17 protein-coding genes and 6 tRNA genes are annotated in these 23,958 nt (G+C 70.9%); 14 read left to right on the forward strand and 9 right to left on the reverse strand.

Features of this window, described 5'->3' with window-relative positions; translation table 11 throughout:
- Positions 1 to 74: 74 nt before the first annotated feature.
- A tRNA-Met gene (locus tag ACZ6C6_RS25845) sits at positions 75 to 148 on the reverse strand.
- 270 nt (positions 149 to 418) lie between these two features.
- Between ACZ6C6_RS25845 and ACZ6C6_RS25850 the strand changes: the two genes are divergently transcribed.
- The 5 genes from ACZ6C6_RS25850 (at position 419) to ACZ6C6_RS25870 (ending at position 4,190) form a co-directional block, all read left to right on the forward strand.
- Positions 419 to 715 carry a hypothetical protein gene (locus ACZ6C6_RS25850; protein WP_469205767.1) on the forward strand — a complete coding sequence of 99 codons (297 nt, stop codon included), beginning with the start codon at positions 419 to 421 and terminating at the stop codon, positions 713 to 715.
- A gap of 113 nt (positions 716 to 828) precedes the next feature.
- Positions 829 to 1,239 carry an SHOCT domain-containing protein gene (locus tag ACZ6C6_RS25855; protein ID WP_469205769.1) on the forward strand — a complete coding sequence of 137 codons (411 nt, stop codon included), beginning with the start codon at positions 829 to 831 and terminating at the stop codon, positions 1,237 to 1,239.
- 158 nt (positions 1,240 to 1,397) lie between these two features.
- The gene (locus tag ACZ6C6_RS25860; RefSeq protein ID WP_469205771.1) at positions 1,398 to 2,141 is read left to right on the forward strand and encodes an FHA domain-containing protein; all 744 of its coding nucleotides are present in this window, start codon (positions 1,398 to 1,400) and stop codon (positions 2,139 to 2,141) included.
- Positions 2,138 to 3,526 carry a protein kinase domain-containing protein gene (locus ACZ6C6_RS25865; protein WP_469205772.1) on the forward strand — a complete coding sequence of 463 codons (1,389 nt, stop codon included), beginning with the start codon at positions 2,138 to 2,140 and terminating at the stop codon, positions 3,524 to 3,526. The genes ACZ6C6_RS25860 and ACZ6C6_RS25865 overlap by 4 nt, the downstream gene beginning before the upstream one ends.
- Before the next feature lie 109 nt (positions 3,527 to 3,635).
- Complete coding sequence (locus ACZ6C6_RS25870) at positions 3,636 to 4,190, forward strand: peptidoglycan-binding domain-containing protein (protein ID WP_469205774.1); 555 nt, start codon at positions 3,636 to 3,638, stop codon at positions 4,188 to 4,190.
- Between the two features lie 208 nt (positions 4,191 to 4,398).
- On the opposite strand, the gene ACZ6C6_RS25875 is transcribed toward ACZ6C6_RS25870, so the two are convergent.
- The 6 genes from ACZ6C6_RS25875 to ACZ6C6_RS25900 form a co-directional block, all read right to left on the reverse strand.
- Positions 4,399 to 4,472, reverse strand: a tRNA-Lys gene (locus ACZ6C6_RS25875).
- Positions 4,473 to 4,570: 98 nt separating this feature from the next.
- Positions 4,571 to 6,700, reverse strand: coding sequence for an FG-GAP-like repeat-containing protein (locus ACZ6C6_RS25880; protein ID WP_469206133.1), 2,130 nt, complete (start codon positions 6,698 to 6,700; stop codon positions 4,571 to 4,573).
- Positions 6,701 to 6,748: 48 nt separating this feature from the next.
- Positions 6,749 to 9,769: an FG-GAP repeat domain-containing protein gene (locus ACZ6C6_RS25885; RefSeq protein WP_469205776.1), complete on the reverse strand. Its 3,021-nt coding sequence runs from the start codon at positions 9,767 to 9,769 to the stop codon at positions 6,749 to 6,751.
- A gap of 260 nt (positions 9,770 to 10,029) precedes the next feature.
- Positions 10,030 to 12,093 carry a DEAD/DEAH box helicase gene (locus ACZ6C6_RS25890; RefSeq protein ID WP_469205778.1) on the reverse strand — a complete coding sequence of 688 codons (2,064 nt, stop codon included), beginning with the start codon at positions 12,091 to 12,093 and terminating at the stop codon, positions 10,030 to 10,032.
- A gap of 241 nt (positions 12,094 to 12,334) precedes the next feature.
- Positions 12,335 to 12,925, reverse strand: a complete 591-nt coding sequence (locus ACZ6C6_RS25895; protein WP_469205780.1) for a hypothetical protein — start codon at positions 12,923 to 12,925, stop codon at positions 12,335 to 12,337.
- A gap of 133 nt (positions 12,926 to 13,058) precedes the next feature.
- Entirely contained in the window at positions 13,059 to 13,409 is a 351-nt protein-coding gene (locus ACZ6C6_RS25900; protein WP_469205782.1) for a metallopeptidase family protein, read from the reverse strand.
- An 85-nt stretch (positions 13,410 to 13,494) separates the two neighbouring features.
- Here ACZ6C6_RS25900 and ACZ6C6_RS25905 point away from each other — a divergent pair, with 85 nt between their 5' ends.
- From ACZ6C6_RS25905 to ACZ6C6_RS25935, 7 genes are all read left to right on the forward strand, one after another.
- Positions 13,495 to 15,024 carry a metallophosphoesterase family protein gene (locus ACZ6C6_RS25905; RefSeq protein WP_469205784.1) on the forward strand — a complete coding sequence of 510 codons (1,530 nt, stop codon included), beginning with the start codon at positions 13,495 to 13,497 and terminating at the stop codon, positions 15,022 to 15,024.
- An 80-nt stretch (positions 15,025 to 15,104) separates the two neighbouring features.
- Positions 15,105 to 15,177: transfer RNA gene (locus ACZ6C6_RS25910), tRNA-Glu, on the forward strand.
- Positions 15,178 to 15,215: 38 nt separating this feature from the next.
- A tRNA-Asp gene (locus ACZ6C6_RS25915) sits at positions 15,216 to 15,290 on the forward strand.
- A gap of 24 nt (positions 15,291 to 15,314) precedes the next feature.
- Positions 15,315 to 15,391, forward strand: a tRNA-Phe gene (locus ACZ6C6_RS25920).
- Positions 15,392 to 15,539: 148 nt separating this feature from the next.
- Positions 15,540 to 19,460, forward strand: coding sequence for an ATP-dependent RNA helicase HrpA (hrpA, locus tag ACZ6C6_RS25925; RefSeq protein WP_469205786.1), 3,921 nt, complete (start codon positions 15,540 to 15,542; stop codon positions 19,458 to 19,460).
- 105 nt (positions 19,461 to 19,565) lie between these two features.
- A tRNA-Asp gene (locus tag ACZ6C6_RS25930) sits at positions 19,566 to 19,640 on the forward strand.
- Positions 19,641 to 19,778: 138 nt separating this feature from the next.
- Positions 19,779 to 20,078, forward strand: a complete 300-nt coding sequence (locus ACZ6C6_RS25935) for a DUF6274 family protein (protein ID WP_469205788.1) — start codon at positions 19,779 to 19,781, stop codon at positions 20,076 to 20,078.
- A gap of 466 nt (positions 20,079 to 20,544) precedes the next feature.
- Here the strand turns inward: ACZ6C6_RS25935 and bldC are convergent, their stop codons facing one another.
- Together bldC and ACZ6C6_RS25945 are read right to left on the reverse strand one after the other, a co-directional pair.
- Positions 20,545 to 20,751, reverse strand: a complete 207-nt coding sequence (bldC, locus tag ACZ6C6_RS25940) for a developmental transcriptional regulator BldC (protein ID WP_003949541.1) — start codon at positions 20,749 to 20,751, stop codon at positions 20,545 to 20,547.
- 534 nt (positions 20,752 to 21,285) lie between these two features.
- Positions 21,286 to 22,131, reverse strand: coding sequence for a DUF8083 family protein (locus ACZ6C6_RS25945; protein ID WP_469205790.1), 846 nt, complete (start codon positions 22,129 to 22,131; stop codon positions 21,286 to 21,288).
- A gap of 177 nt (positions 22,132 to 22,308) precedes the next feature.
- On the opposite strand from ACZ6C6_RS25945, the gene ACZ6C6_RS25950 reads away from it, so the two are divergent.
- Positions 22,309 to 23,400 carry a Leu/Phe/Val dehydrogenase gene (locus ACZ6C6_RS25950; RefSeq protein ID WP_469205792.1) on the forward strand — a complete coding sequence of 364 codons (1,092 nt, stop codon included), beginning with the start codon at positions 22,309 to 22,311 and terminating at the stop codon, positions 23,398 to 23,400.
- A 290-nt stretch (positions 23,401 to 23,690) separates the two neighbouring features.
- Positions 23,691 to 23,948, forward strand: coding sequence for a DUF3073 domain-containing protein (locus ACZ6C6_RS25955; protein WP_073966783.1), 258 nt, complete (start codon positions 23,691 to 23,693; stop codon positions 23,946 to 23,948).
- Positions 23,949 to 23,958 lie beyond the last annotated feature (10 nt).

Consider the following 23,958-nt stretch of genomic DNA (forward strand, 5'->3'; position numbering starts at 1 on the left):
GATGGGGCGAAACACGGGCACCGACAACGCATCAGGCCCGGCACGCTGCTAGCGTGCCGGGCCTGATCCTTCAGTAGCGGGGACAGGATTTGAACCTGCGACCTCTGGGTTATGAGCCCAGCGAGCTACCGAGCTGCTCCACCCCGCGTCGTTGAACCCAACTCTACGGCATGTTCGGCCCTCTCCTGACCACCCGCCCCGCGCGCACCGGCGACCCGGACCGCGGCCACCTCTGGCGGAACGTCAACGTGCTGGAATCGAGAAGGTATTGCGAGGAACATGTGTTCTGTCGCAAGGTATCTGCTGCACCCCCCGGCTCGGTGGGCTGCCCGTGTGAGCAGGCCCCCGACCGCGCATGCCCGCGCGCGGAGAGCCGCTCCCGGTCTCTGCTCGCAGCCTGTCTGGAGGGCTTTCGACCATGGCCGCACCGCTCGCCCCGGATCACACCCCCGCTCCCTCGGCCGCCCCCTCGTCACCCGTACGCGCCGCCGCCACGGGCGGACTCATCGGCGGCGTGATGGGCGCGGTGATGAGCGCGGTGGTGAACTACCTGGCGATCGGCCTCCCGGGCAGCGCGGCGGCCAACGCGGCCAACCACGCGATATCGGGCCTGATCAGCGGGTTCCTCGCCGGTTTCATCGGCATCATGGTCCACAGCAGGAAGACGGCCGCGGCCGACCGCACTCCGGCCGGCGCCTCCGAGCCGGAGAAGTAGCCTCCGCACCTCACGGCGCACCCTCCCGGCCGCCGCTCCAACGGGCGCACGGACCCATATGGCGATATGACTGATTTCAGACTCAGCCATTTCGACGGCTCCGGGAGTGGACGATGGACGACTATCCCCTGCTCAACCTGTTCTGGACGATGCTCTGGTTCTTCCTCTGGATCATGTGGCTGTTCCTCCTCTTCCGAGTCATCATGGACATCTTCCGCAGCGATGACCTCGGCGGCTGGGCCAAGGCCGGCTGGCTGATCCTGGCGCTGGTGCTGCCCTATCTGGGCGTGCTGATCTACGTGATCGCCCGCGGCAAGTCCATGGGCAAGCGCGACGTCCAGGAGGCGAAGCAGCGCGACGCCGCCTTCAAGGCGTACATCCGGGACGCGGCCGGCTCGGAGGGCGGCGGCAGCCACAGGGGCGGCGGTCACGTCGAGGACCTGTCGAAGCTCGCCGACCTCAAGGACAAGGGCGCGATCACCGAGGAGGAGTACCAGCGGGCGAAGTCGAAGCTCCTGGTCTGACGTCCGCCCCGGCGGCCCGGCGGGTGCCCCCGGCACCCCGCCGGGTGACGCGCCGGGCCGCCCGAATGCGTGGCCCCTCCCCCTGCAACTCCCCTACTCTGCCGGGAAGTTGACTGGAGAGATCTATCCCGGACATCCGGGAAAGGGGGGACCGCTCCATGTACAGCGTCATCATCGTGCCGCCCTCGTGCGGCAGCGTCGCCGACCAGCTCAGGATCGGCTCGGGGGAGCGCATCGCCTTCGGCCGGGCCTGCGACGGACCCGGCGACCTCCTCATCGACCACGCGGGCGTCCCGCGCAACGCGGGTGAGATCACGGCCCACCGGACGTTCTGGCTGCTGAGCAACCTCAGCGAGGACCAGACCTACGTCGTGGAGAACCCGGAGGGTGCCGGCGAACACATCAAGGTCCCGCCGGGCCGAGTGGAAGCACCCGTTCCGTTCGAGCTGTCGCGGGTGGCCCTGCCCGCCGCCAGCGATCTGCTCAGCTTCGACGTCTGGGCGCCCCGGCACGCCTTCCGCAGCGTGCGCCGCCAGGGCCTCGACGGCGTCGGTACGCTGCCGGCGTTCACCCTGGACCGCACCAAACGGTACTTCGCCGTCCTGGTCGCCCTGTGCGAACGCCGGCTGCGCGGTGAGCCGAACGCCCCGCTGCCCGCCGTCGAGGAGATCGTGGAACGGCTGCGCCCCGGCTGGCCCAGGGCCAGCCGCTCGGCGGTGTACTGGAACATCGACTACCTGGCCCTCAAGCTGCGGCTTCGGCCCGACGCGCACACCGCCGGGCCGGGCCGCCGCACCCACGGCAAGAAGGAGTCCCTGGCCTCCCTCGCCCTGCGCTTCGACCTGGTGCGCGAGGACGACCTCGTGGTGCTCGGATCCGCTCGCGCCGAGGCCGCGCGGTGACCGCGCGGCCGTACGCGGTGCCCGTGCCCAAGGGCTACCGGGTCGGGCCGTGGGAGGTACGCGAGCCGATCGCGTCGGGTGCGTTCGCCACGGTGTACGAAGCGACGCGCGACCGGGACGCGAAGGGCGGGCAGGGCGCACGGAGCGGGGGGAAGGCCGGGGACGCGCACGACGAGCTGCCGCACCGGGCCGCGCTGAAGTTCCTGCCCACCGGCACCCGCACCCCGCGCCAGCTGGAGCACCTGCGCGACCTCGCCGAGCGCGAGGTGCAGCTGCTGCGGCGACTGCGCTCACCCCGGCTGATCCGGATGTACGACACCCTGATCGTCGACGACCCGGACCACCCCGAGCTGGACGGCGCCACCGTCCTCGTCCTGGAACGCGCCGAGGGCTCCCTGGACGCCCTGCTCGCCCGTACCGCCGCCCCCCGCTCCGGGCCCGCCCTGCTGGCCCAGGTCTGCGAGGGGCTGCACCAGCTGCACCACGCGGGCTGGGTGCACGGCGACCTGAAACCCGCCAACGTACTGCTCATGGCGGACGGCTCCGCCCGGCTCGCCGACTTCAACATGGCGGCCGAGATGCAGGGCACCCACGCCTACACCCCGGCCTTCGCCACCCCCGACTACACCCCGCCGGAACTGTTGTGGCCCGTCGTCGACGAGCGCGGCACCCGCATCCGCCCCTCCGCCGACGTCTGGGCCTTCGGCGTCCTCGCCCACGTCGTCCTGACCGGCGAGTTCCCGCTTCCCGGCGCCTCCGCCGAGGCCCGCGCCGACGCCGCGACCCGGTACGCGCGCGGCACCGAGGGGCTGCGCCTCTCGCCCGCCCTCCCCGACGCGTGGCGCGAGATCCTGCACGACTGCCTCGCACCGGACCACCGCGCCCGCGCCACCGGCACCGAGGACCTGCTCCGCCGGGTCGAGGCCGCCGCCGGCACCGCTCGCTCGGCCCGGCTGCCGAGGCTGCGCCCCCGGCGGTGGACCCGGCCCGCCCTCGTCACGGGCCTCGCGGCGGTGGTCGCGGGAACGGCGGCGCTGCTCCTGGCCTCCCCCTGGGACCCGCGAGCGGCCGCCACCGCTCCCCCGACCTGCGAACGGCCGGTGCTGTACGAGGACGCCTCGCACCGCACCGGCTACACGGCGGGCCACAGCGGCACCTGGGACTTCACCATCCAGCGCGGCGACGGCGGCAGCCAGGTCCGCGAACTGCAATGCCTCCTGCGGTACCTGCACGGCGTCACGGAGGTCGGGGAGGCGGACGGCGACTTCGGCCCCATGACCCACCAGGCCGTCCTCACTTTCCAGAAGCGGGCGGGCATGGACGCCGACGGCATGGTCGGCCCCGCGACCTGGCGCGCGCTGCGCAAGGGCCCGGACGCCTCCTGAACCCGACCCTGCAACTTTTCAGGTACCCGCGCCCCGCCGCCGCCCGCACGATGGACCCACAGACGCCCGCAGAACCGGACGAACGGGGAACAGACCGATGAACCTCCGCATGACACGCACCCGCCTCGGCTCCACCGTCGTGGCCACGCTCGCCGCCACCGCCCTGGCGGTGACCGCCTCGCCCGCCTCCGCATCGGCGGCCAGTGGCTACGTCAACGGCGGCGACGCCTACTCCGACGACTTCGGCGACGAGGGCGAGCTGTCCAGCTCCTCCTACTCCAGCTCGTCGGCCGCGTGCCTCTGGCAGCAGATCCTGTGGGCCGAGGGTGCCAACGAGTCGAACGGCTCCGACTTCGACCTCTCGGACATCGACGGGCACTTCGGCTCCAACACCACCTACGCCACCAAGAAGCTCCAGGCCACCTGGGGCCTGACCGCCGACGGCCAGGTCGGCGCCAACACGTTCGGCCACGCGGACGGCAAGCTCCGCTACGTCTCGGGCAGCACCGCCTCCGGCGAGTACCTCCGCCTCCGCTACAACGGCGCGGCCCACGACCTCGACCTTCTCCGCACCACCAACGGCCGCTACATCATCTTCAAGAACGGCGACCGCGACCAGGGCGGCGCGGTCTACGCGTCCTACACCCTCAACTCCTGCGACTGACCCCGCACATGCAAGGGCCCCGGGTCGCGCACGCGCCGACCCGGGGCCGCGGGGCGGGCCGCGGCCGTGCCGCCGGGGACCGGACTCCGGCCACGAAGTCGCCTCAGCTCACGCAAGCACGCACGAACAGCGGAGCGCCCCGCCCGGTGAGAACCGGACGGGGCGCTCCGCTGCAGGTCAGAGGGGGTTCCCCTCGCCCTGCTGTCGGTAGGCCGTGTGGGACTCGAACCCACAACCAACGGATTAAAAGTCCGCTGCTCTGACCAATTGAGCTAACGGCCCTCGGCAGATCACCCCCGAGCATAGCCCGCCCCGGCCGCGCAGCCGATCGGGTATCGGCCGCGCGGCCCCGTCATCGGAGCGGAGGCGGGCTCAGGCGCTCAGAAGATTCCCTTGTACGTCTGCCAGCCAGTGGCGATCTGCGTACGGGCTCCGAAGGAGCCCTTGCCGTTGCCGTTGTTGCGGAACAGCTTGCCCGCCGAGTCGCGTACGACGATGTCGTTCCGGCCGTCACCGTTCAGGTCGCCGACGCCGACCAGGGTGTTGTACGAGCGGCCCCAGTCGGTGAACACCTTCACACGGGCGGCGAAGCGGCCGTTGCCCAGGCCGTTGTAGCGCCACAGGCCGCCGTTGCGGTCGTGGCCGAGCAGGTCGGGGATACCGTCACCGGTGATGTCGCCGACGCCGGTGAGCTGGGCGTACGTCCGCCAGTCGGTGTTGATCCGGGTCTTCGGGAGGAACGCCCCGGCGGCCGTTCCGGCGTAGAAGTAGATGTCACCGGTGGACTTCTGACGGGCGACGAGGTCGGCCCGCCCGTCGCCGTTCAGGTCACCGGGCGCGGTCAGCACGTCGTACTGCTGCCAGCCGCCGCCGATCACGGTGTGCTTGCTGGTCGGCCGGTAGCCGGAGGTGCCGCAACTGCCGTTGTACCGGCGCAGCTCCCCGCCGGGCATCCGGACCAGCAGTTCGGAGCAGCGGTCGCCGCTGGTGTCCACGAAGGGCACGGCGACGGTGCCGGCCGGCCAGCCGGCCCCGGACCTCTTGCCGCTGAAGACACCCGAGGTCTGGCCGAACTGGATGGTCAGGTCCCCGTAGGAGTTGAGCGTGACGAGGTCGCCGCTGCTGTACTGGCCCTGGTCGTGGAAGCCCTGTCGGCCGCCGGACACGGACAGGCTCCCGCTGGTGGAGTACGTCCCCGCGCCGTCCTCTGCCGTCGCCTTCAGCGTCCAGGTGTGCTTGCCGTTGCCCGCGTACGCGCCCGCGTCCGTCATGCCGTCCCAGGTGACGTCCGCCTCGGTCCCGTCAGCACCCTTGAGGGTCCGCACCGTACGGCCCGTCCAGTCCTTGACGGTGTACGTCCAGGAGACGGGCTTGTTGAACTGCATGGTGCTGTTCCAGCTCTCCAGACCGTCGACGCCCTTGATGTCCAGGTAGTCGGACCCCAGGTCGGACGCGATCCTCGCGAGAGGCTGCGCGGGCACCCCGCTGGGCACGATGTGCAGGGTCTGCGCGGCGTCGAGATACACGATGTCGCCGCCGAACTTGTCCACCGCCCAGGTCAGCCGCCGCTGGTCGGCGGTCTTCCCGGCCGGGAGGTCCGCAACCGCGCGCGGAGCGGCCGCCTTGCCCGTGTGGAAGTCGGTGAGCAGCAGCTTGCCCGCCGTCCGGTCGTGCCGGACGAGGTAGCCGTCGCCGACGAGGGCGGGCCCGGACGGCACGGTGAACGACTTCTTCGCCGTACGGTCGTACACGCCCGCCGCACCGGTCGTCCCGCAGTTCCAGTAGACCCAGCGGCCGACCGTGCGCACTTCCTTGATCACGCAGGGTGCGCCGGTGGCCACCGTCAGGACGACCTTCTTCGTCTTCAGGTCGGTCCCGGAGAGCGCCCCGGTGGTGCTGGTCGCCGCCCAGAGCGTTGTGCCCCAGACGGAGGCGGCGCCCGCGGTGCGGACGATGGGGTCGGCGGTCGAGGTGTAGCTCGGGTACATCCCCGCCCGCTGCTTGGCGGGGGAGCCTCCGTTGACGACATAGGCCCGGCCGGTCAGGTCCACGACCTCGGCCGTGCCCACGGGGTACTTGACGTCACCACCGTGGTACGAGTTTCCGGGAGCCCAGAACTTCACGGTCTCGGTGCCGGCGTCGTCGCCGTCGACGGACACCGAGCCGACGTCTCCGTGGCCCGAAGCGACCAGCTCGACGCAGCCGACGTTGTCGCACGGCACCGTCCTGAGGTGCGCGCCATTGGCGTACGTCCCGGCGAAGGCAAGGCTCTCGCGCGCCCCCGCGGTCGTGGCGTCGGCGGACACCCGGCGGTCGTACACCATGCGGTCGCCGGAGGCGCTCCGCTCCGCCGTCACCAGCCGCCCGCCCGCGAAGTCGAGGCCGTACACACCGGTCGTCGCCACGGTGGCCGGGGCGGGGTCGGCGGCACTCGCCGGTACGGCGGCCGTGGCGAGCACGGTCGCTCCGGCCACGGCGCCCACGAGCGCGGCGCGCCCGCGTATGAACACGGTCAAAGGGAAGTTCCTTTCCGGGAAGCCCGGATGCCGAGCGAATGATCAGAAGAGATTCTTGTACATCTGCCAGCCGCCGCCGACCTTGGTACGCGCCGCCAGCGCGCCCCTGCCGTCGCCGCGGTAGCTCCACAGCACGCCGGACGTGTCGCGGGCGAGCAGGTCCGCGCGGCCGTCGCCGTTCAGATCGCCGGAGCCGACCATCGTGTCGTACATGGTCCAGCCGTAACCGATCTTGGTACGGGTACCGAGTGTGCCCTTGCCGGTGGCGGGGTAGCGCCAGACGTTGCCCGAGCGGTCGCGGGCCACCAGGTCGGCCCTGCCGTCGCCGTCCATGTCGCCCATGCCGGCGAGGAGGTACTTCTGCCAGCCGTAGCCGATCTTCACCCGGGGCTCGAAGAGGCCGTTGCCCTTGCCCCGGTAGAAGTACAGCTCGCCCGCGGGCGTCCGGCCGAGCAGATCGGCGCGCCCGTCGCCCGACATGTCGCCGGGTGAGGTCAGGGCGTCGAACATGTTCCAGCCGGTGCCGATCTTCCGGTACGGCGTGGTGGGCTTGAGCGCGGCCCCGCAGCCCGGCGTGTACGCGCGCAGCTCGCCCGCCTTCGTACGGACCAGGACGTCGTTGCACCGGTCGCCGCTGATGTCCTCGAACGGCACGGCGGCGGTCACGGTGTCGGCGCCCGTCCAGCCGGTGGCCGACACCTTGTTCTCGACCCGCCCGGCCCCGGTCCCGGTACCGGCACGCCAGTCGGCCGTGCCCGCCGAGGTGAACGCGAGCAGGTCCCCGAAGCCGTCGTTCCCCACGAAGTCCCGTGCCACGGCTGCCGCTCCGGAGACCTTCACCGTCCCGGAAGCGGTCAGGGCGGCACCCCGGCCGTCGGCGGGCTTCGCGGTCAGCGTCCAGCTGTACGCGCCATTGGCCGCGAACCGGCCACCCGCGTCCTTGCCGTCCCACCCGGTCTTCACCAGGCCCCGCACCTCACCACCGGCCAGCGTGCGGACCGTGGCCCCCGTCGCGGCGTTCCGCAGCGTCAGCTGCCAGGACGACGCGGGCTTCGACAGCCACCAGCGGGGTGACCAGGGAGCGCTCGCGACGTTCACCGATGCCGCGGCGGCGACGTCGCGGACGGACAGTGCGGAGGCCGTCACACCGGACGGGACCACGTGCACCCTGCCGTCCGTGTCGGCGAAGGCGAGCGGGCCGCCGAACCGGTCGACGGTCCACCCCTCGCCCTGCGCGGGATTGGCCGGTCGGCCGACGACGTGGGTGCCCGTCGTGCCCCGCACATCGGTGACGGAGAGGACCCCGTCCTTCTCCCAAACGACGTAGCCGTCACCGAGCATCGCGTCCCCGTGGGCGGGGAGGCGGACCGACTTCTTCGTGACGGTGCCGTAGACGCCGGAGGTGCCGGTCGCGCACTCCCAGTAGAGGTCGGTGCCGTTGGCGCGAAGATCCGTGAGGTCGCAGTCGCCGACGTCGACGCTGCGGATGTTCTTTCCGGTGCGTACGTCGAGCGCTTGGACGACGCCCTGCGAGGCACCCTCCACCCACAGCGTGGATCCGTCGATCGCGAACGCCGGCATGTACGCGTTCTGGGCGGGGCCCGTGTAGACCGGCTTCCCGGTGTCCAGGTCGATGACCTGCAGGCGCGGGTTGTAGTCCTCCGAAGCCGGTCCGGGAATCCTTGCCACGGTGTAGCGGCCGGAAGCCTGCATCGTGTCGTGCGGCTGCTGGTACGTGAGCTGGTCGTTGACCTTCCTGGCCGGCAGGGACGCCGACTCGTCGAGGACGCTCAGCCCCTCGCCGTTGATGCCCTGGTACGCCAGCCGGCCGTCACCGGTGGACTGGATCTCCTCGCACCAGTCCCAGTCACAGCCCGCGTACTGGTTGAACAGCCCCCGGTCCACGCGCGGTCCGGCCGTCGGACCGCCGCTCGTCGAGACGTCGGTCCGGCGCAGCCGCGCCTGGCCGAACGGGATCCTGTCGACGGTGTGCAGGCGCCCCTGAGCCATGCTCATGCCTTCGACGACGGTGGCGATCGCGGCGACGTCGGCCACCTTCGCCGTGGTGACCCTGCCTTCCGCGCCCGCCCGCAGCTCGTACACGGAACTGGTCGCGTCCTGACTCCCGCTCGCCCTGCCCAGCAGCATCGTGCCGTCGGGCTCGACCACCGGTATCGCCGCGGCACGGTCGAGGACCACGCGCTCCGGGCCGCCGGTCACCGGGACCGCGAGGACGGTGTGGTCGGTCGCGGTGTCCCCGCCGGTCGCGGACTGCCGGGTGTACAGGACCTCGTCGCCGACCACGCCGAGCAGTTTCTCGTCACCCACATCTGTGAGGGTGATCTCGTAGGCGGGCTTCGAGAGGTCCGTCAGGTCCCACACGCGGTAGGTGCCCGTGTCGCCGAACCGCTGGACCACCCGTTGTCCTCCGGGCTTCACCCAGCTGTCGAGGAGGGCCGTCGGGTGCAGTCCCGAACCGTCCAGCCGGTACACGACCCGTCGGCTGTTCACAGTCGCCTCGACGAACACGCCGTCCGCGCTGCCGTGCTCCTGGACGTACAGCGACCTGGCCCCGTCCGGCAGTCCGGCCACCGGGGTCTCCACCACCTGGCCGTTCTGCCAGGACAGCTGACGCAGTCCCGGCTTGCCGTCCGGGGTGGCGGTCGTGACGACCGTGCCGCCGTAGGTGCCGGCGTAGCGCCACCCCGAGGGGATCGGCAGGGACCACTCCTGCCCGGTCCGCATGTCCCGCTGGACGGGCGACGCCAAACCGGTGAAGGTCACGACGTCCGTGCCTGCCACTGTGGCGACCCGCTGCTTGTCCGGCACCGGGACGGCTCGCGTGGACCCGTCGGCGTACGAGGTCCAGTTGTAGCCCTCTCCTGCCTGCCCCCACAGATACCCGGTCGCCCCGGCGCCCACCAGGCGGGCCGCGTTGGGGTTCTGGTTCTGCTCCGCGGGGATGACGAGCCCGGCGGGCGGCGAAGCCTCCGCGCCGGCGGAGGGAGGCACGAACGCTGCCCCGATCCCCAGCGCCGCGATCATCGCGACAGCACTTCTCACGGCCGTACGGCGTCTCAAGACGAGCCCCTCCCGGGTGCTTCAAGAGCATGAGGAGGACGCGGCAGCATGTGCCGCGGTCTGTGCGAAGTGAAAGCCCCCCGGCCCCTACCCCCCATGCGATTCAGGTGACATTAACAGCAGCCGCGCATCCACCGGTAGCCGGATTCGAACTCGTTCAAAGAACGATGCCGCGAACAAACGGAAGCGGGCCCGTCCTCGAAGGACGGGCCCGCTTCATCAGGTCGGAGACCTACGGACGATCAGCCGTTGCGCTTCCAGCGCGGCTTGTCGTCGCGACGGCCGAACGAGCCGGTGCTGGTACCGGTCGAACGGTGGTCGTCGCGGCGGCCGTTCGGACGGTCCGAGCGGAAGCCGCCGGAGGGGCGGTCGTCACGACGGTCGCGGTTGAACGGACGGTCACCGCCGCCGGAGCGGAAGCCACCGGACGGGCGGTCGTCACGACGGTCGCGGTTGAACGACGGACGGTCGTCGCGGCGCTCGAAGGAGCGGCCGCCGCGGTCGTCCCGGCGGTCGCCGCCGCCGGAGCGGAAGCCACCGGAGGGGCGGTCGTCACGACGGTCCCGGTTGAACGGACGGTCACCGCCGCCGGAGCGGAAGCCGCCCGACGGGCGGTCGTCACGACGGTCCCGGTTGAACGACGGACGGTCGTCGCGCCGGTCGTTGCCCCGGTAGCCACCGGACGGCCGGTCGTCGCGGCGGAACGGACGGTCGCCCCGGTCGCCACGGTCGTCGCGGCGGTCGTTGCCCCGGTAGCCACCGCGGTTGTCGCGGCGCTCGTAGTTGCCCCGGTCGTCGCGGCGGTCCTCGCGCACGGCCGGCTGCTCCGGCACGGAGGCGGCGGCAGCCGCGAGGGCGGCCTCGGCCTCGGCGGTGACCTCGGCCACGGCGGCCTCGGGGTCGTCCCCGCGCTCACGGGCGGCACGCGCCACCAGGCGGTCGGCCTCCTCGCGGAGCTCGACGGCGCGGCGCTGGGCGCGCTCCAGCTGCTTGGTCAGCTCGGCGGCCTCGCGCTCGGCCTGCTTCGCGGCGTTGTTCGCGGAGTCGGCCTGGACCTCGGTGAGCGAACGGGCGCCGGTGATCTCGGCGACCTCCGGCTCGAAGACGCCCGCGCCCTGCACGATGTGGCGCGAGGCGTCGACGCCCGCGTCCTCCATCAGGCGGAAGATCTGGCGGCGCTGGTGCGGCAGCGCCAGCGAGACGACCACACCGGACTTGCCGGCACGGGCGGTACGGCCCGAGCGGTGCAGGTAGTCCTTGTGGTCACCGGCCGGGTCCACGTTCAGGACCAGGTCGATGCCGTCGACGTGGATACCGCGCGCGGCCACGTCGGTCGCGACGAGCGCGTTGACGTAACCCTTCTTGAAGTCCTCCAGGACCCGGGTGCGCGCGCCCTGCGTCATGCCGCCGTGCAGCGCGTCCGCCTTGACGCCCGCGTCGACGAGCTGCTCGGCGATGCGGTCGGCGCCCAGCTGGGTGCGGACGAAGATGATCGTGCGGCCCTTGCGGGCGGCGATCGCGGAGGTGACCGGCGCCTTGTCCTTCGGCTTCACGACGAGGACGTGGTGCGACATGGTCGAGACGTTGCCCTGGGCGGAGTCGACCTCGTGGGTGACCGGGTTGCTCAGGTAGCGCTTGACCAGCGTGCCGATCTCGTTCTCCATGGTGGCGGAGAAGAGCATGCGCTGGCCGCCCCCGGGGATCTGGTCCAGCAGCTCGGTGACCTCGGGCAGGAAGCCCAGGTCGGACATCTGGTCGGCCTCGTCGAGGACGGCGACCTGGACGTTCTCCAGCGAGCACGCGCCGCGGTTGATGATGTCGCGCAGCCGGCCCGGGGTGGCGACGAGAATGTCGACGCCACGCTCCAGGGCGTAGATCTGGTTGCCCATCGACGTACCGCCGCAGACGACCTTCATCTTCAGGCCCAGCACGTCGCCGTACGGCTGCAGCGCGTCCGCGACCTGCATCGCGAGCTCACGGGTCGGGGTGAGGATGATCGCGCGGGGCTTCTTCTTCTCGGTGTGGCCGTCCGCCAGCGCCGACAGGGTCGGCAGGCCGAAGGAGAGGGTCTTGCCGGAGCCGGTACGGCCGCGGCCGAGGATGTCCTTGCCGGCCAGGGCGTCCGGGATGGTCGCCGCCTGGATCGGGAAGGGCGTGGTCACACCGTTCTGCGCGAGCTTGCGGACGATGCCCTCGGGCAGGCCCAGGTCGGCGAAGGTGACGGTGGGCTCGGCGGCCTCGGCGGCGTCGGCGACGACGGCCTCGGCGGCAGCGGTGAGCTCGTCGTTCTCGACGTTCTCGGGCATGACGGTGTGGTCAGAACTGGAAATTGACATGCGAAATGCGAAACCTTCCGGAGTCTCGGCACGCGCCCATAACTCCGTGATTTCGCAATGTCGACCGCCTCAATGCGGTCCAGCCACGGCAAGGGAGAGTACGCGCCACACGGCGCTCTTCTGTGTCGGCGCCGGGCAATGGGATCAAACGATCTACCACCATACGCACTCTCACCCACATCGCGCAAGCCGCCTCCCCTCGCCCACCCCCTCAGGCCGGTCCCACCTGCGGTGATGCCTCAGGCGTACGCAGTTCCGCCACCCCGTCCGGCCACCCCAGGGCATCGGTACGGAACTGGGCGGCCGGAGACGTCGAGGGCGCCGGCTGCGCGGACTCCGAGGGCTCCGGACCGGGCTCCTCCGGGTCCGGCGGCGCAGGCGTGTCCGCCGGATCCCCCGGGCCGGTCACCGGGCCGGGGCCGGCCGACGCCGGGGGCTCCTCCGGCGGCGCGGACTCCGCCGGGCCCGCCGGTACGGAGGGACGGGCGGCCCGGTCGTCGCCCGCGCCCTTCTCCGGCCCGCCCCCGGGCCCGTCGGCGGCCGGGGCGCTCCCGGAGGGCGAGGCGGAGGCGCTCGCCCCGGCGCCCCGGCGCTCCGACCGCGCACCGGTGCCGCCGAACCGGGCGTGCCCGCTCCCCGTCACCGTGGACCCGTTCGGCTCGACCGCGGCACCCTTCGGCTCGGCGGACCGCGAGGGCGCCGGTTCCGCCCCGTCGGAGCCGACGCTCATACATCCGGTGGACGTGGCGAGCGTGACAGCGGTGACCGCTGCCCAGCGGACGGGAACGGAGAACTGGCGCACGGGGGCACCTCCGGGGACGCGAAGAAGGACGGGCCTGACATGAACGAGCCGGGTGCGCTGTGCCCAACTCCCGTGACCCCGCCCGGGACACGCCCGGCGGCGCGGCTCCTTCACAACGGGCCCTACGCGCGGCTCACCCGTAGCCGAGCGCGTGCAGCCTCTCGTCATCGATGCCGAAGTGGTGGGCGATCTCGTGGACGACGGTGATCTCCGTCTCGGCCACCACGTCCTCGCGCGTCTCGCACATCCGCAGCGTCGGCCCCCGGTAGATGGTGATCCGGTCCGGCAGCACGCCCGCGTACCACTCGCCGCGCTCGGTCAGCGGCGTGCCCTCGTACAACCCGAGCAGTTCCGGGTCATCGGGCTCCGGCTCGTCCTCGACAAAGACCGCGACGTTGTCCATCAGCCGGGTCAGCTCCGGCGGAATCCGGTCCAGTGCCTCGGCGACCAGTTCCTCGAACGCTTCCCGCGTCATCTCCAGCACCCGGCCATTGTCCCGTACGCCCACCCGGCCCGCCCAGGGCCCGGACCCGGGCATACCCCCACCGCGACTGGGGCAGGGGCACCCAATGGCCCGCGCCCGAGTCCCCTTCCGCCGCCCGATACCCCGCCGCACGCCACGCCGCGCCGCCCGCAGGCCCTTCGCCGCGCCCCGCCCGTTCGTCCGGGCCCTCGGGCTGGTCGTCGTGGTGCTGTTCGGCGCCTGGCTCGGGCTGCTCGCGGTGGGCAGCGTCCGGACGACCGTGGGGCCGATGGACACGACGATGACCCTGCGGCCCTCGCTCAGCGGCGGCACCAAGATCAACGTCTCCCCTCTCGGCGCACTGGAGCTGGACTCGCACCACGCCCCGGTCCGCCTCGACGTCGACGTGGACCGGCTCGATCCGGTCCGCTCGCAGGCCCTGGTGCAGCACCCCGAGCGGCTGGCCGGGCTGGAGGACGAGGTCACGTCGGACGTCGCGGCGGGCACCCGCGAGCTGGCGCTGCGCTCGTGCGTGGCGGTGGTGACCGGGGCGACCGCGCTGGGCCTCGCGGTCTACCGCCGGCCGCGCCGGGCCCTGGCCGCCGGGGGCCTGGCCCTCGCACTGCTGGCCGCGTCCGGCGTCGGCGCGTACGCCACCTGGAACCCGAAGTCGGTCCTGGAGCCCCGGTTCTCCGGGCTGCTCTCCAGCGCCCCTTCGGTCGTCGGCGACGCCCGCTCGATCGTCAGCGACTTCGACGTCTACCAGCAGGAGCTGGCCCGCCTGGTCACCAACGTCACCAAGCTGTACGACGCCACCTCGACGCTCCCCGTCTACAGCCCGGACCCGGCGACCCTGCGGGTCCTGCATGTCTCGGACGTGCATCTGAACCCGGCCGCGTGGCACATCATCGGCTCACTCGTGGAGCAGTACGACATCGACGTGATCATCGACTCCGGCGACACGATGGACCACGGCACCGCGGTCGAGAACAGCTTCCTGGACCCCGTCGCCGATCTCGGCGCCCCCTACGTCTGGGTGCGCGGGAACCACGACTCGGCGGTGACGCAGAAGTACCTGTCCGACAAGAAGCGCTTCCCGAACGTCCACGTCCTGGACCAGGGCCGTGCCGTGACCGTCGGCGGGCTGCGGGTCGCCGGGACCGGGGACCCGCAGTTCACCCCGGACCGGACGGGCCCCGAGCAGGCGGAGGACGTCGAGAGGGTGGCCGGCCGCACGCTCACCGCCGCCCTGCGCGAGCAGCGGCGGTCCGGCACCCCCGTCGACATCGCCGTCGCGCACGAGCCCGAGGCGGTGAAGGAGACGGACGGGGAGGTCCCGCTGGCGCTGGCGGGCCACGTACACCACCGGCAGAACGAGGTCCTGAAGGGCGGCACCCGGCTGATGGTCGAGGGCTCCACGGGCGGCGGCGGGCTGCGGGCCGTCCAGAACAAGAAGCCGGAACAGGTGCTCGCGTCGGTGCTCTACCTGGACCGCTCCACCCGCCGCCTGCAAGCCTGGGACGAGATCACCCTGGGTGGCCTCGGGCTGACGACGGCCGAGGTCAGCCGCCATCTTCCGGAGCAGAAGCCCGCCCTCACGAGCCCGTCCCCGACCGGCCCGACCCCCTCCCCGTAAACCGTTTTGGCGAACGCCGCCGGCATCCCATATGCTTCTCACGTCCCCGACGCGCTGCAAGGCGCGCAGGTGGGCCCTTAGCCCTCATCGTCTAGTGGCCCAGGACGCCGCCCTTTCAAGGCGGTAGCACGGGTTCGAATCCCGTTGGGGGCACGCTTGAACGTGTGCGAGACTCGTCTCGCACATTGCTTGGTCCTGTGGAGCAGTTAGGAGTGCTCGCCACCCTGTCAAGGTGGAGGCCGCGGGTTCAAATCCCGTCAGGACCGCTGAGGTTTCACGTGAAACCTTGTGGCTGGGTAGCTCAGTTGGTACGAGCGATCGCCTGAAAAGCGATAGGTCGCCGGTTCGATCCCGGCCCCAGCCACCACCCGAAGGCCCCGTCCGCAGGACGGGGCCTTCGTCATGTGCGACAGTCCCCCGAGTGCCGGATGGGCTCCGGGCCCCGGCGCCCTCGCGGGGTACCGCCCGAAATGGGTTCGCCCTTCCTCCGGCCCGGGTGAGATCCTGGGATCCGTATGTCTACTTCCTTCGCCGATCTCCAGTCCCGGCTCGCGCAGCTCTCGCTCCGCGACGCGAACCGGCTCGGCCGCCGCCTCGAAGGCGCCCGCCGCATCCGCAAGCCCGAGGCCCAGCGGGCCGTGCTGGACGAGATCGCCGCCCAGGCGGACAAGGCAGCCGGGCGGCTCACGCAGCGGGCCGACCGGATGCCCGCCATCACGTACCCCGAACAGCTCCCGGTCAGCCAGAAGAAGAACGAGATCCTGGAGGCGATACGCGACCACCAGGTCGTGATCGTCGCCGGTGAGACCGGCTCCGGCAAGACCACCCAGATCCCCAAGATCTGCATGGAGCTGGGCCGGGGCCTCCGGGGCATGATCGGGCACACCCAGCCGCGCCGGATCGCCGCCCGCACGGTGGCCGAGCGGATCGCCGACGAGTTGAAGACGCCGCTCGGCGAGACCGTCGGCTGGAAGGTCCGCTTCACCGATCAGGTGAACCCGGACGCGACCTTCGTCAAGCTGATGACGGACGGCATCCTGCTCGCCGAGATCCAGACGGACCGCGAGCTGCTGGCGTACGACACGATCATCATCGACGAGGCCCACGAGCGGTCGCTGAACATCGACTTCCTGCTCGGCTATCTGGCCCGGCTGCTGCCACGGCGCCCCGATCTCAAGGTCGTCGTCACCTCCGCGACCATCGACCCGGAACGCTTCTCGCGCCACTTCGGCGACGCCCCGATCATCGAGGTCAGCGGGCGTACGTATCCGGTGGAGGTGCGCTACCGCCCCCTCCTGGAGGAGGACGGCGACGACGCCGACCGCGACCAGATCACGGCGATCTGCGAGGCCGTGGACGAACTCCAGGGCGAGGGCCCCGGAGACGTCCTGGTCTTCCTCTCCGGCGAGCGCGAGATCCGCGACACCGCCGACGCGCTCGGCAAACGGAACCTGCGCAACACCGAGGTGCTCCCCCTCTACGCACGCCTGTCGCACGCCGAGCAGCACCGGGTGTTCCAGCGCCACACCGGCCGCAGGATCGTGCTGGCCACCAACGTCGCCGAGACCTCGCTGACCGTCCCCGGCATCAAGTACGTGATCGACCCGGGCAACGCCCGCATCTCCCGCTACAGCCACCGCACCAAGGTGCAGCGGCTGCCGATCGAGCGGATCTCGCAGGCCAGCGCCAACCAGCGCAAGGGCCGCTGCGGCCGTACCTCGGACGGCATCTGCATCCGGCTGTACTCCGAGGACGACTTCCTGACCCGTCCGGAGTTCACCGACGCGGAAATCCTGCGGACGAACCTGGCCTCCGTCATCCTCCAGATGACCGCCGCCGGCCTCGGCGACATCGAGAAGTTCCCCTTCATCGACCCGCCGGACCACCGCAACATCCGCGACGGCGTACAGCTCCTCCAGGAGCTGGGGGCGCTCGACCCCGCGGAGAAGGATCCGAAGAAGCGGCTCACCCCGCTCGGCCGCAAGCTCTCGCAACTGCCGGTGGACCCGCGCCTGGCCCGTATGGTCGTGGAGGCCGACCGCAACGGCTGCGTCCGCGAGGTCATGGTCATCGCCGCCGCGCTCTCCATCCAGGACCCGCGCGAGCGGCCCTCCGACAAGCAGACGCAGGCCGACCAGCAGCACGCCCGGTTCAAGGACGAGACGTCCGACTTCCTGGCGTTCCTGAACCTGTGGCGCTACATCCGGGAGCAGCAGAAGGAGCGCGGCTCCTCCAGCTTCCGCCGGATGTGCAAGCAGGAGTACCTGAACTTCCTCCGCATCCGCGAGTGGCAGGACATCTACGCCCAGCTGCGCACGGTCGCCAAGCAAATGGGCATCACCCTCAATGACGAGGACGCTCCCGAGCAGTCGGTGCACACCTCGCTGCTGGCCGGACTGCTGTCGCACATCGGGCTGAAGGACACCGAGAAGAACGAGTACCTGGGCGCTCGCAGTGCCAAGTTCGCGATCTTCCCCGGTTCGGCACTGTTCAAGAAGCAGCCGCGGTTCGTGATGTCGGCGGAGCTCGTGGAGACGTCCCGGCTCTGGGCGCGGGTCAACGCGAAGGTCGAGCCGGAGTGGATCGAGCCGCTCGCCCAGCACCTGCTGAAGCGCACCTACAGCGAACCGCACTGGGAGAAGGACCAGGCCGCGGTGATGGCGTATGAGCGGGTCACGCTGTACGGCGTGCCGATCGTCGCCCAGCGCAAGATCAATTTCGGCCGGATCGACCAGGAGACCTCGCGGGACCTCTTCATCCGCAACGCCCTGGTCGAGGGCGACTGGCGCACGCACCACCAGTTCTTCCACGACAACCGCAAGCTGCTCGGCGAGGTCGAGGAGCTGGAGCACCGTGCCCGGCGCCGCGACATCCTCGTGGACGACGAGACCCTGTTCGACTTCTACGACCAGCGCATCCCCGAACACATCGTGTCCGGCGCCCACTTCGACTCCTGGTGGAAGCACAAGCGGCGCGACGAGCCGGACGCGCTCGACTTCGAGCGCTCGATGCTCATCAACGAGAAGGCCGGGGCCGTCACCAAGGACGACTACCCGGACTCCTGGCGGCAGGGGAAGCTCAAGTTCCGGGTGACCTACCAGTTCGAGCCGGGCGCGGACGCCGACGGTGTCACCGTCCACATTCCGCTTCAGGTGCTGAACCAGGTCACGTCGGAGGGCTTCGACTGGCAGATCCCGGGCCTGCGCGAGGAGGTCGTCACCGAACTGATCCGCTCGCTGCCCAAGCCGGTCCGCCGGCACTACGTGCCCGCGCCGAACTACGCCGGCAAGTTCCTGGACCGGGCCGTGCCCCTCCAGGAGCCCCTCCCGGCCACGCTGGCCCGTGAGCTCCAGCGGATGGTCGGCGTGCCGGTCACCGCGGACGACTTCGACCTGAGCCGGGTCCCGGACCATCTCAAGATCACCTTCCGGATCGTGGACGAGCGGCGCCGCAGGGTCGCCGAGGACAAGGACCTGGAGGCGCTGAAGCTCCGGCTGCGCCCGAAGGCCCGGCAGGCCCTCTCCAAGGCCGCGGCGGCCACCGCGGGGCCGTCCGGCGAATCCATCGAGCGCTCCGGCCTGAAGGACTGGACGATCGGCACGCTGGACAAGGTCTTCGAGACCCGGCGGGCCGGCCAGCCGGTCAAGGCGTACCCGGCGCTGGTCGACCAGGGCGAAACCGTAGCCGTACGCCTCTTCGACACGGAGGCCGAGCAGGCCCAGGCGATGTGGCGCGGCACCCGCAGGCTGATCCTGCTGAACATCCCGGTGAACCCGGCGAAGTTCGCGTCGGACAAGCTGACGAACCAGCAGAAGCTGGCCCTGTCCCGCAATCCGCACGGCTCGATCCAGGCCCTGTTCGACGACTGCGCCACGGCGGCCGCCGACCGGCTGATCGCGGCGCACGGCGGCCCGGCCTGGGACGAGGCGTCGTTCCGGACGCTGTACGACAAGGTCCGCGCGGACCTCGTGGACCTCACCGTGCGCACGATCGGCCAGGTGCAGCAGATCCTGGCGGCCTGGCAGGCGTGCGAGCGCCGGCTGAAGGCCACCAACAGCCTGGTCCTGATCAACAACGTCACGGACGTACGCGACCACTTGGCGCGCCTGATGCCGCCCGGCTTCGTCACCGCGACCGGGCTGCGCAGGCTGCCCGACCTGATGCGCTACCTGGTCGCGGAGGACCGCAGGCTCCAGCAGATGCCGACCAACGTCCAGCGCGACACCACGCGCATGGAGAAGGTCCACGAGATGCAGGACGAATACGCCTGGCTGCTGGAGCAAATGCCGAAGGGCCGGCCCGTCCCGCAGGAGGTGCTGGACATCCGGTGGATGATCGAGGAGCTGCGGGTGAGCTACTTCGCGCACGCCCTCGGCACCGCGTTCCCCGTCTCGGACAAGCGGATCGTGAAGGCGATCGACGCCGCCGCGCCGTAGCGCACGCCCGTGACGGACCCACCACTCGCAGTGAGTTCGACCGCACCCGCTGAACTCCTGTACAGTCTGTTTTCGCAGCCGGACGCGAGGAAGGCAGCGAAACCTGGTCCTGTGGAGCAGTTAGGAGTGCTCGCCACCCTGTCAAGGTGGAGGCCGCGGGTTCAAATCCCGTCAGGACCGCAGAACGAAAGCCCGGATCGTATCGATCCGGGCTTTCGCGCGTCTTGACTGCGGTGTCCGCCGACGAGTACTCAGAAACCAGGGGCCGCCCCCGGGTTCCCGGAGCGGGGCGGCGCGCATCCACCGGGAGGTGGCGCGATGGGGGCATCCACGGGCGAGAGCCGGCGCAAGGGGACACCCGGCCTCACGCGGGCATCCCGGCACGACGTCCGCGCACTGCTGCGCGCGCATCTGGCCGCCGCCTCCGGCCACCGCCACCTCACCCGGTACTGCGCGGTCTGCGCCCGGCTGCTGAGGCTCACCATGGAGCCCGTGACGGCCCCACAGGCCGCCCGGACGCCGGATCGGCCCGGCGGACCGCCCGAGGCGCCCACGAGGCGTCGGCCGGCCCTCGTACAGCCGTCGCGAAGCGGGGACGTAAGTCCTCCCACGACATGACCTTCGGCGCCTCCGTCGGCTTCCTCACAGTGGCAGGCTCGTAGTTGGCAACACTCGTGCACTGTGACGGGTGTCACTGAATCAGTTTTGAGAAGGGGCGCCTTTACACCCTTCCTACAACTAGCAAATTTAATATGTGCAATTGCACCTCGCGGAGGGGTGCCCTCCGGATACCCCCGCACCACCCACCGACACCTCGGGCGACGTCACCGGCGAGGCCCCCGGCCGCCGGGCCGCGCTGCGCGAAGAGCACCGCGGGCCTGCGGGGAGCAGCCACGAAGCGGATCCGTTCCGGGCGCAAAAAAATCGCGCTGGACCCGGCGGAGTCCAGCGCGATCGGATGACATGACCCGTACGGCACAGGTACGGCGCCCGTTGGGGCGGGCGCCCGTCATATGGAGCTATGGGTGAGCAAGTGGGTTGGGGGACCCAAAAGCCCAGTTGTGATGGGGTGACAGGGGGTTTGTCAGGCCTCGCTGCGCTGCTGCGGAATGCCCGCAAGCAGTGCGCGGACCTCTGCCTCGCGGTACCGGCGATGCCCACCGAGCGTGCGGATGGACGTGAGCTTGCCTGCCTTCGCCCAACGGGTAACCGTCTTCGGGTCCACGCGGAACATCGTGGCAACCTCAGCCGGGGTCAGCAGCGGCTCGGCATCAGGGGTGCGAGCGGTCATGAGCGGCCTCCTCGGGAGAACCGAACCATCTCGGTTCTTTCCTCTAAATTCTGCACCTTGACCCACGTTGCCCGAAATGGCGGACGCGGGCCGAGTCGGTTATAGGACGAACGGCTTGTCCTCGGCACTACAACTACACCATCCGTCCAGCCCGGTCGGCCAAACCGATGGAATTGCCCTCCCAGGTGTTCATCAGCGACGGAAAGCCGATGGACCATGCCATAGCGGACAGTCACACCACCGTGACGATCAGTCACAGAGCGATCAGGAGTCATCAGACCCCCCATAGCGTGCAATGCTGAGCGATCCGCCCATACACGGACGGATGGAGTCCTCACCGGACTCCTTGTCCTATTTTGGCACGAGGGGTAGGGAAGGGCGCAAGGGCCCCGTAAGTGCTATCCATCACGGTTGAGGCAAAGGCCCGGTTCGGGACGTAGGTCCCACCGCCCCCTGGGCCCCTTCCGTCCCTTCACCCACACGTGTCACATCCGACACCGGTTCACGAGCCGTCCGCACAAGGTGCCGAGGCGGTCAGTTGGCGAACTGACGGTCCCTTACGGCCCGCCAGCGCTCCGCGAGCCGCGCATACGCCTCGGCCGCCCGCTCCGCGTCCCCCGCCCGCAGCGCGGCGATCCCCTCCGCCACATCGGCGGCGCTCCGGTCCACGCTGAGCTCCCGCTCCGGCAGCGCGTGCACCAGCCCGCCGTAGTCCAGCTCCACGAGCGAGCGCGGGTGGAACTCCTCCAGCCACCGCCCGACGTCCACGAGCCCCGCCGTCAGCGGACCCTCGTCCATCGTCTCCCGCAGCGTCCGCAGCGACCTGGCCAGCCGACGCCGCGCCTCGACCATCGGCGTCCGGTACCGGAACACCGGCGGCTCCCCGTCCGGCCCGGCCACCACATGCTCCCGCTCCTCGTCCGCGAACAGCACGAACCAACGCACCGGAACCTGCCACACCGCCGTCCTGATCCACGGCCGGGCGTCCGGATTGCGCTCCGCCCACCGCTCGTGGTCGGCCAGCGCCTGGCCGCGCACCACCGGCGGCAGCACCGCGTCGAGCACCGGCCCGGGGAACAGCTCCGCCAGCCCGTCCAGCGCCAGCCAGCCGCGCAGCCGGGTCCGCCACGGGCACACGCACACCACGCCGTCCACCTCGGCCACGAACGCGTCGGCGCTCTCGTGCGCCGGCACACCGGCGGGCGGGGTCGCCACCAAGTCGGCCAGCGAGCGCCTGAGTTCGTCCTGCGCCGTGGGCACCCGGTCGCGGGCCGCGTAACGGGCCCAGTGGGCGCGCTCGCCCTCCGGGAAGGCCGCCAGTGGCTCGTACACCCGGAGGTAGGACGCGTAGGGAACCAGCACCGAAGACACCACCGACATGCGGTGATCGTGTCACGCCTGTCCCCCGCTGGGGGGTGATCCTTGGCACTGGAACAGATCTACGTGGGGGTAGGACTTACGCTCTTGCCCAGCCGGGCCGTCCGTACGGTCGGTCCGGCCGGCCCTCCCCACCTTCAGGAGGGTCTTTCCGCCGCTTCGTACTTGGGAGTCACCACAGTGACCGATGTGACCGGCGCGCCTGTCGATGTCCTGCACACCCTGTTCCACTCGGACCAGGGTGGACACGAACAAGTCGTCCTCTGCCAGGACCGGGCCAGCGGCCTCAAGGCCGTCATCGCCCTCCACTCCACCGCCCTGGGCCCCGCCCTCGGCGGCACCCGCTTCTACCCGTACGCCTCCGAGGCCGAGGCCGTCGCCGACGCGCTGAACCTCGCGCGCGGCATGTCGTACAAGAACGCCCTGGCCGGGCTCGACCACGGTGGCGGCAAGGCCGTCATCATCGGCGACCCCGAGCAGATCAAGAGCGAGGAACTGCTGCTGGCCTACGGCCGGTTCGTCGCCTCGCTCGGCGGCCGGTACGTGACGGCGTGCGACGTCGGCACCTACGTCGCCGACATGGACGTCGTGGCCCGCGAGTGCCGCTGGACCACCGGCCGCTCCCCCGAGAACGGCGGCGCCGGCGACTCGTCGGTGCTCACCGCGTTCGGCGTCTTCCAGGGCATGCGGGCCTCGGCCCAGCACCTGTGGGGCGACCCGACGCTGCGTGGCCGGAAAGTGGGGGTCGCCGGAGTCGGCAAGGTCGGCCACTACCTGGTCGAGCACCTGCTCGCGGACGGCGCCGAGGTCGTGATCACCGATGTGCGCGAGGAGTCCGTGCGCCGGATCACCGACAAGCACCCCCAGGTCGCCGTCGCGGCGGACACCGAGGCGCTGATCCGTACCGAGGGCCTGGACATCTACGCCCCGTGCGCGCTGGGCGGCGCCCTCAACGACGCCACCGTGCCGGTGCTCACCGCGAAGGTGGTGTGCGGCGCGGCCAACAACCAGCTCGCGCACCCGGGCGTCGAGAAGGACCTGGCCGACCGGGCCATCCTGTACGCGCCCGACTACGTGGTGAACGCGGGCGGCGTCATCCAGGTCGCCGACGAGCTGCACGGCTTCGACTTCGACCGGTGCAAGGCGAAGGCCACGAAGATCTTCGACACCACGCTGGCCATATTCGCACGTGCGAAGGAAGACGGCATTCCGCCCGCCGCCGCGGCCGACCGGATCGCCGAACAGCGGATGGCGGAGGCCCGTCGCCGCTGATCCGGCGCCCCTCCGAACGGCCGCGGCCCGCCGACCGGCGAGACAAGACTCACGCCGGTCGGCGGGTCGCCTGCCGATAAGAGGTTAAAATCGCAGTTGACCAGCGAGGACGGGGCGTCTCGTGGGTCCTCTTCCGGGGCGCGTGATGCGGGCGGCGTACCGTATGGCCGCGGAAGCAGGTACCGTTAAAGCTCTACAGGCACGGTCTCTCTGCCGAGAGACCGTCCTGAAACATGAACGCGTGTCAAGACTCTGGGGCCGTCGAGCCCCGTCACCGAGGGGGTCGAGCCATGGGGCGCGGCCGGGCAAAGGCCAAGCAGACCAAGGTCGCCCGCCAGCTGAAATACAGCACCGGCGGGACGGACCTGTCGCGTCTGGCCAGTGAGCTGGGCGCATCGACTTCGAGTCAGCCACCGAACGCGGAGCCGTTCGAGGATGACGACGAGGAAGATGACCCGTACGCACAGTACGCGGATCTGTACAACAACGACGAGGACGAGGACGAGAACGACCAGTCCGGTCCGTCGTCCAAGCGCCGCGGCGCTTGACCTCGCGCTG

The organism is Streptomyces sp. NPDC041814, from assembly GCF_055590565.1.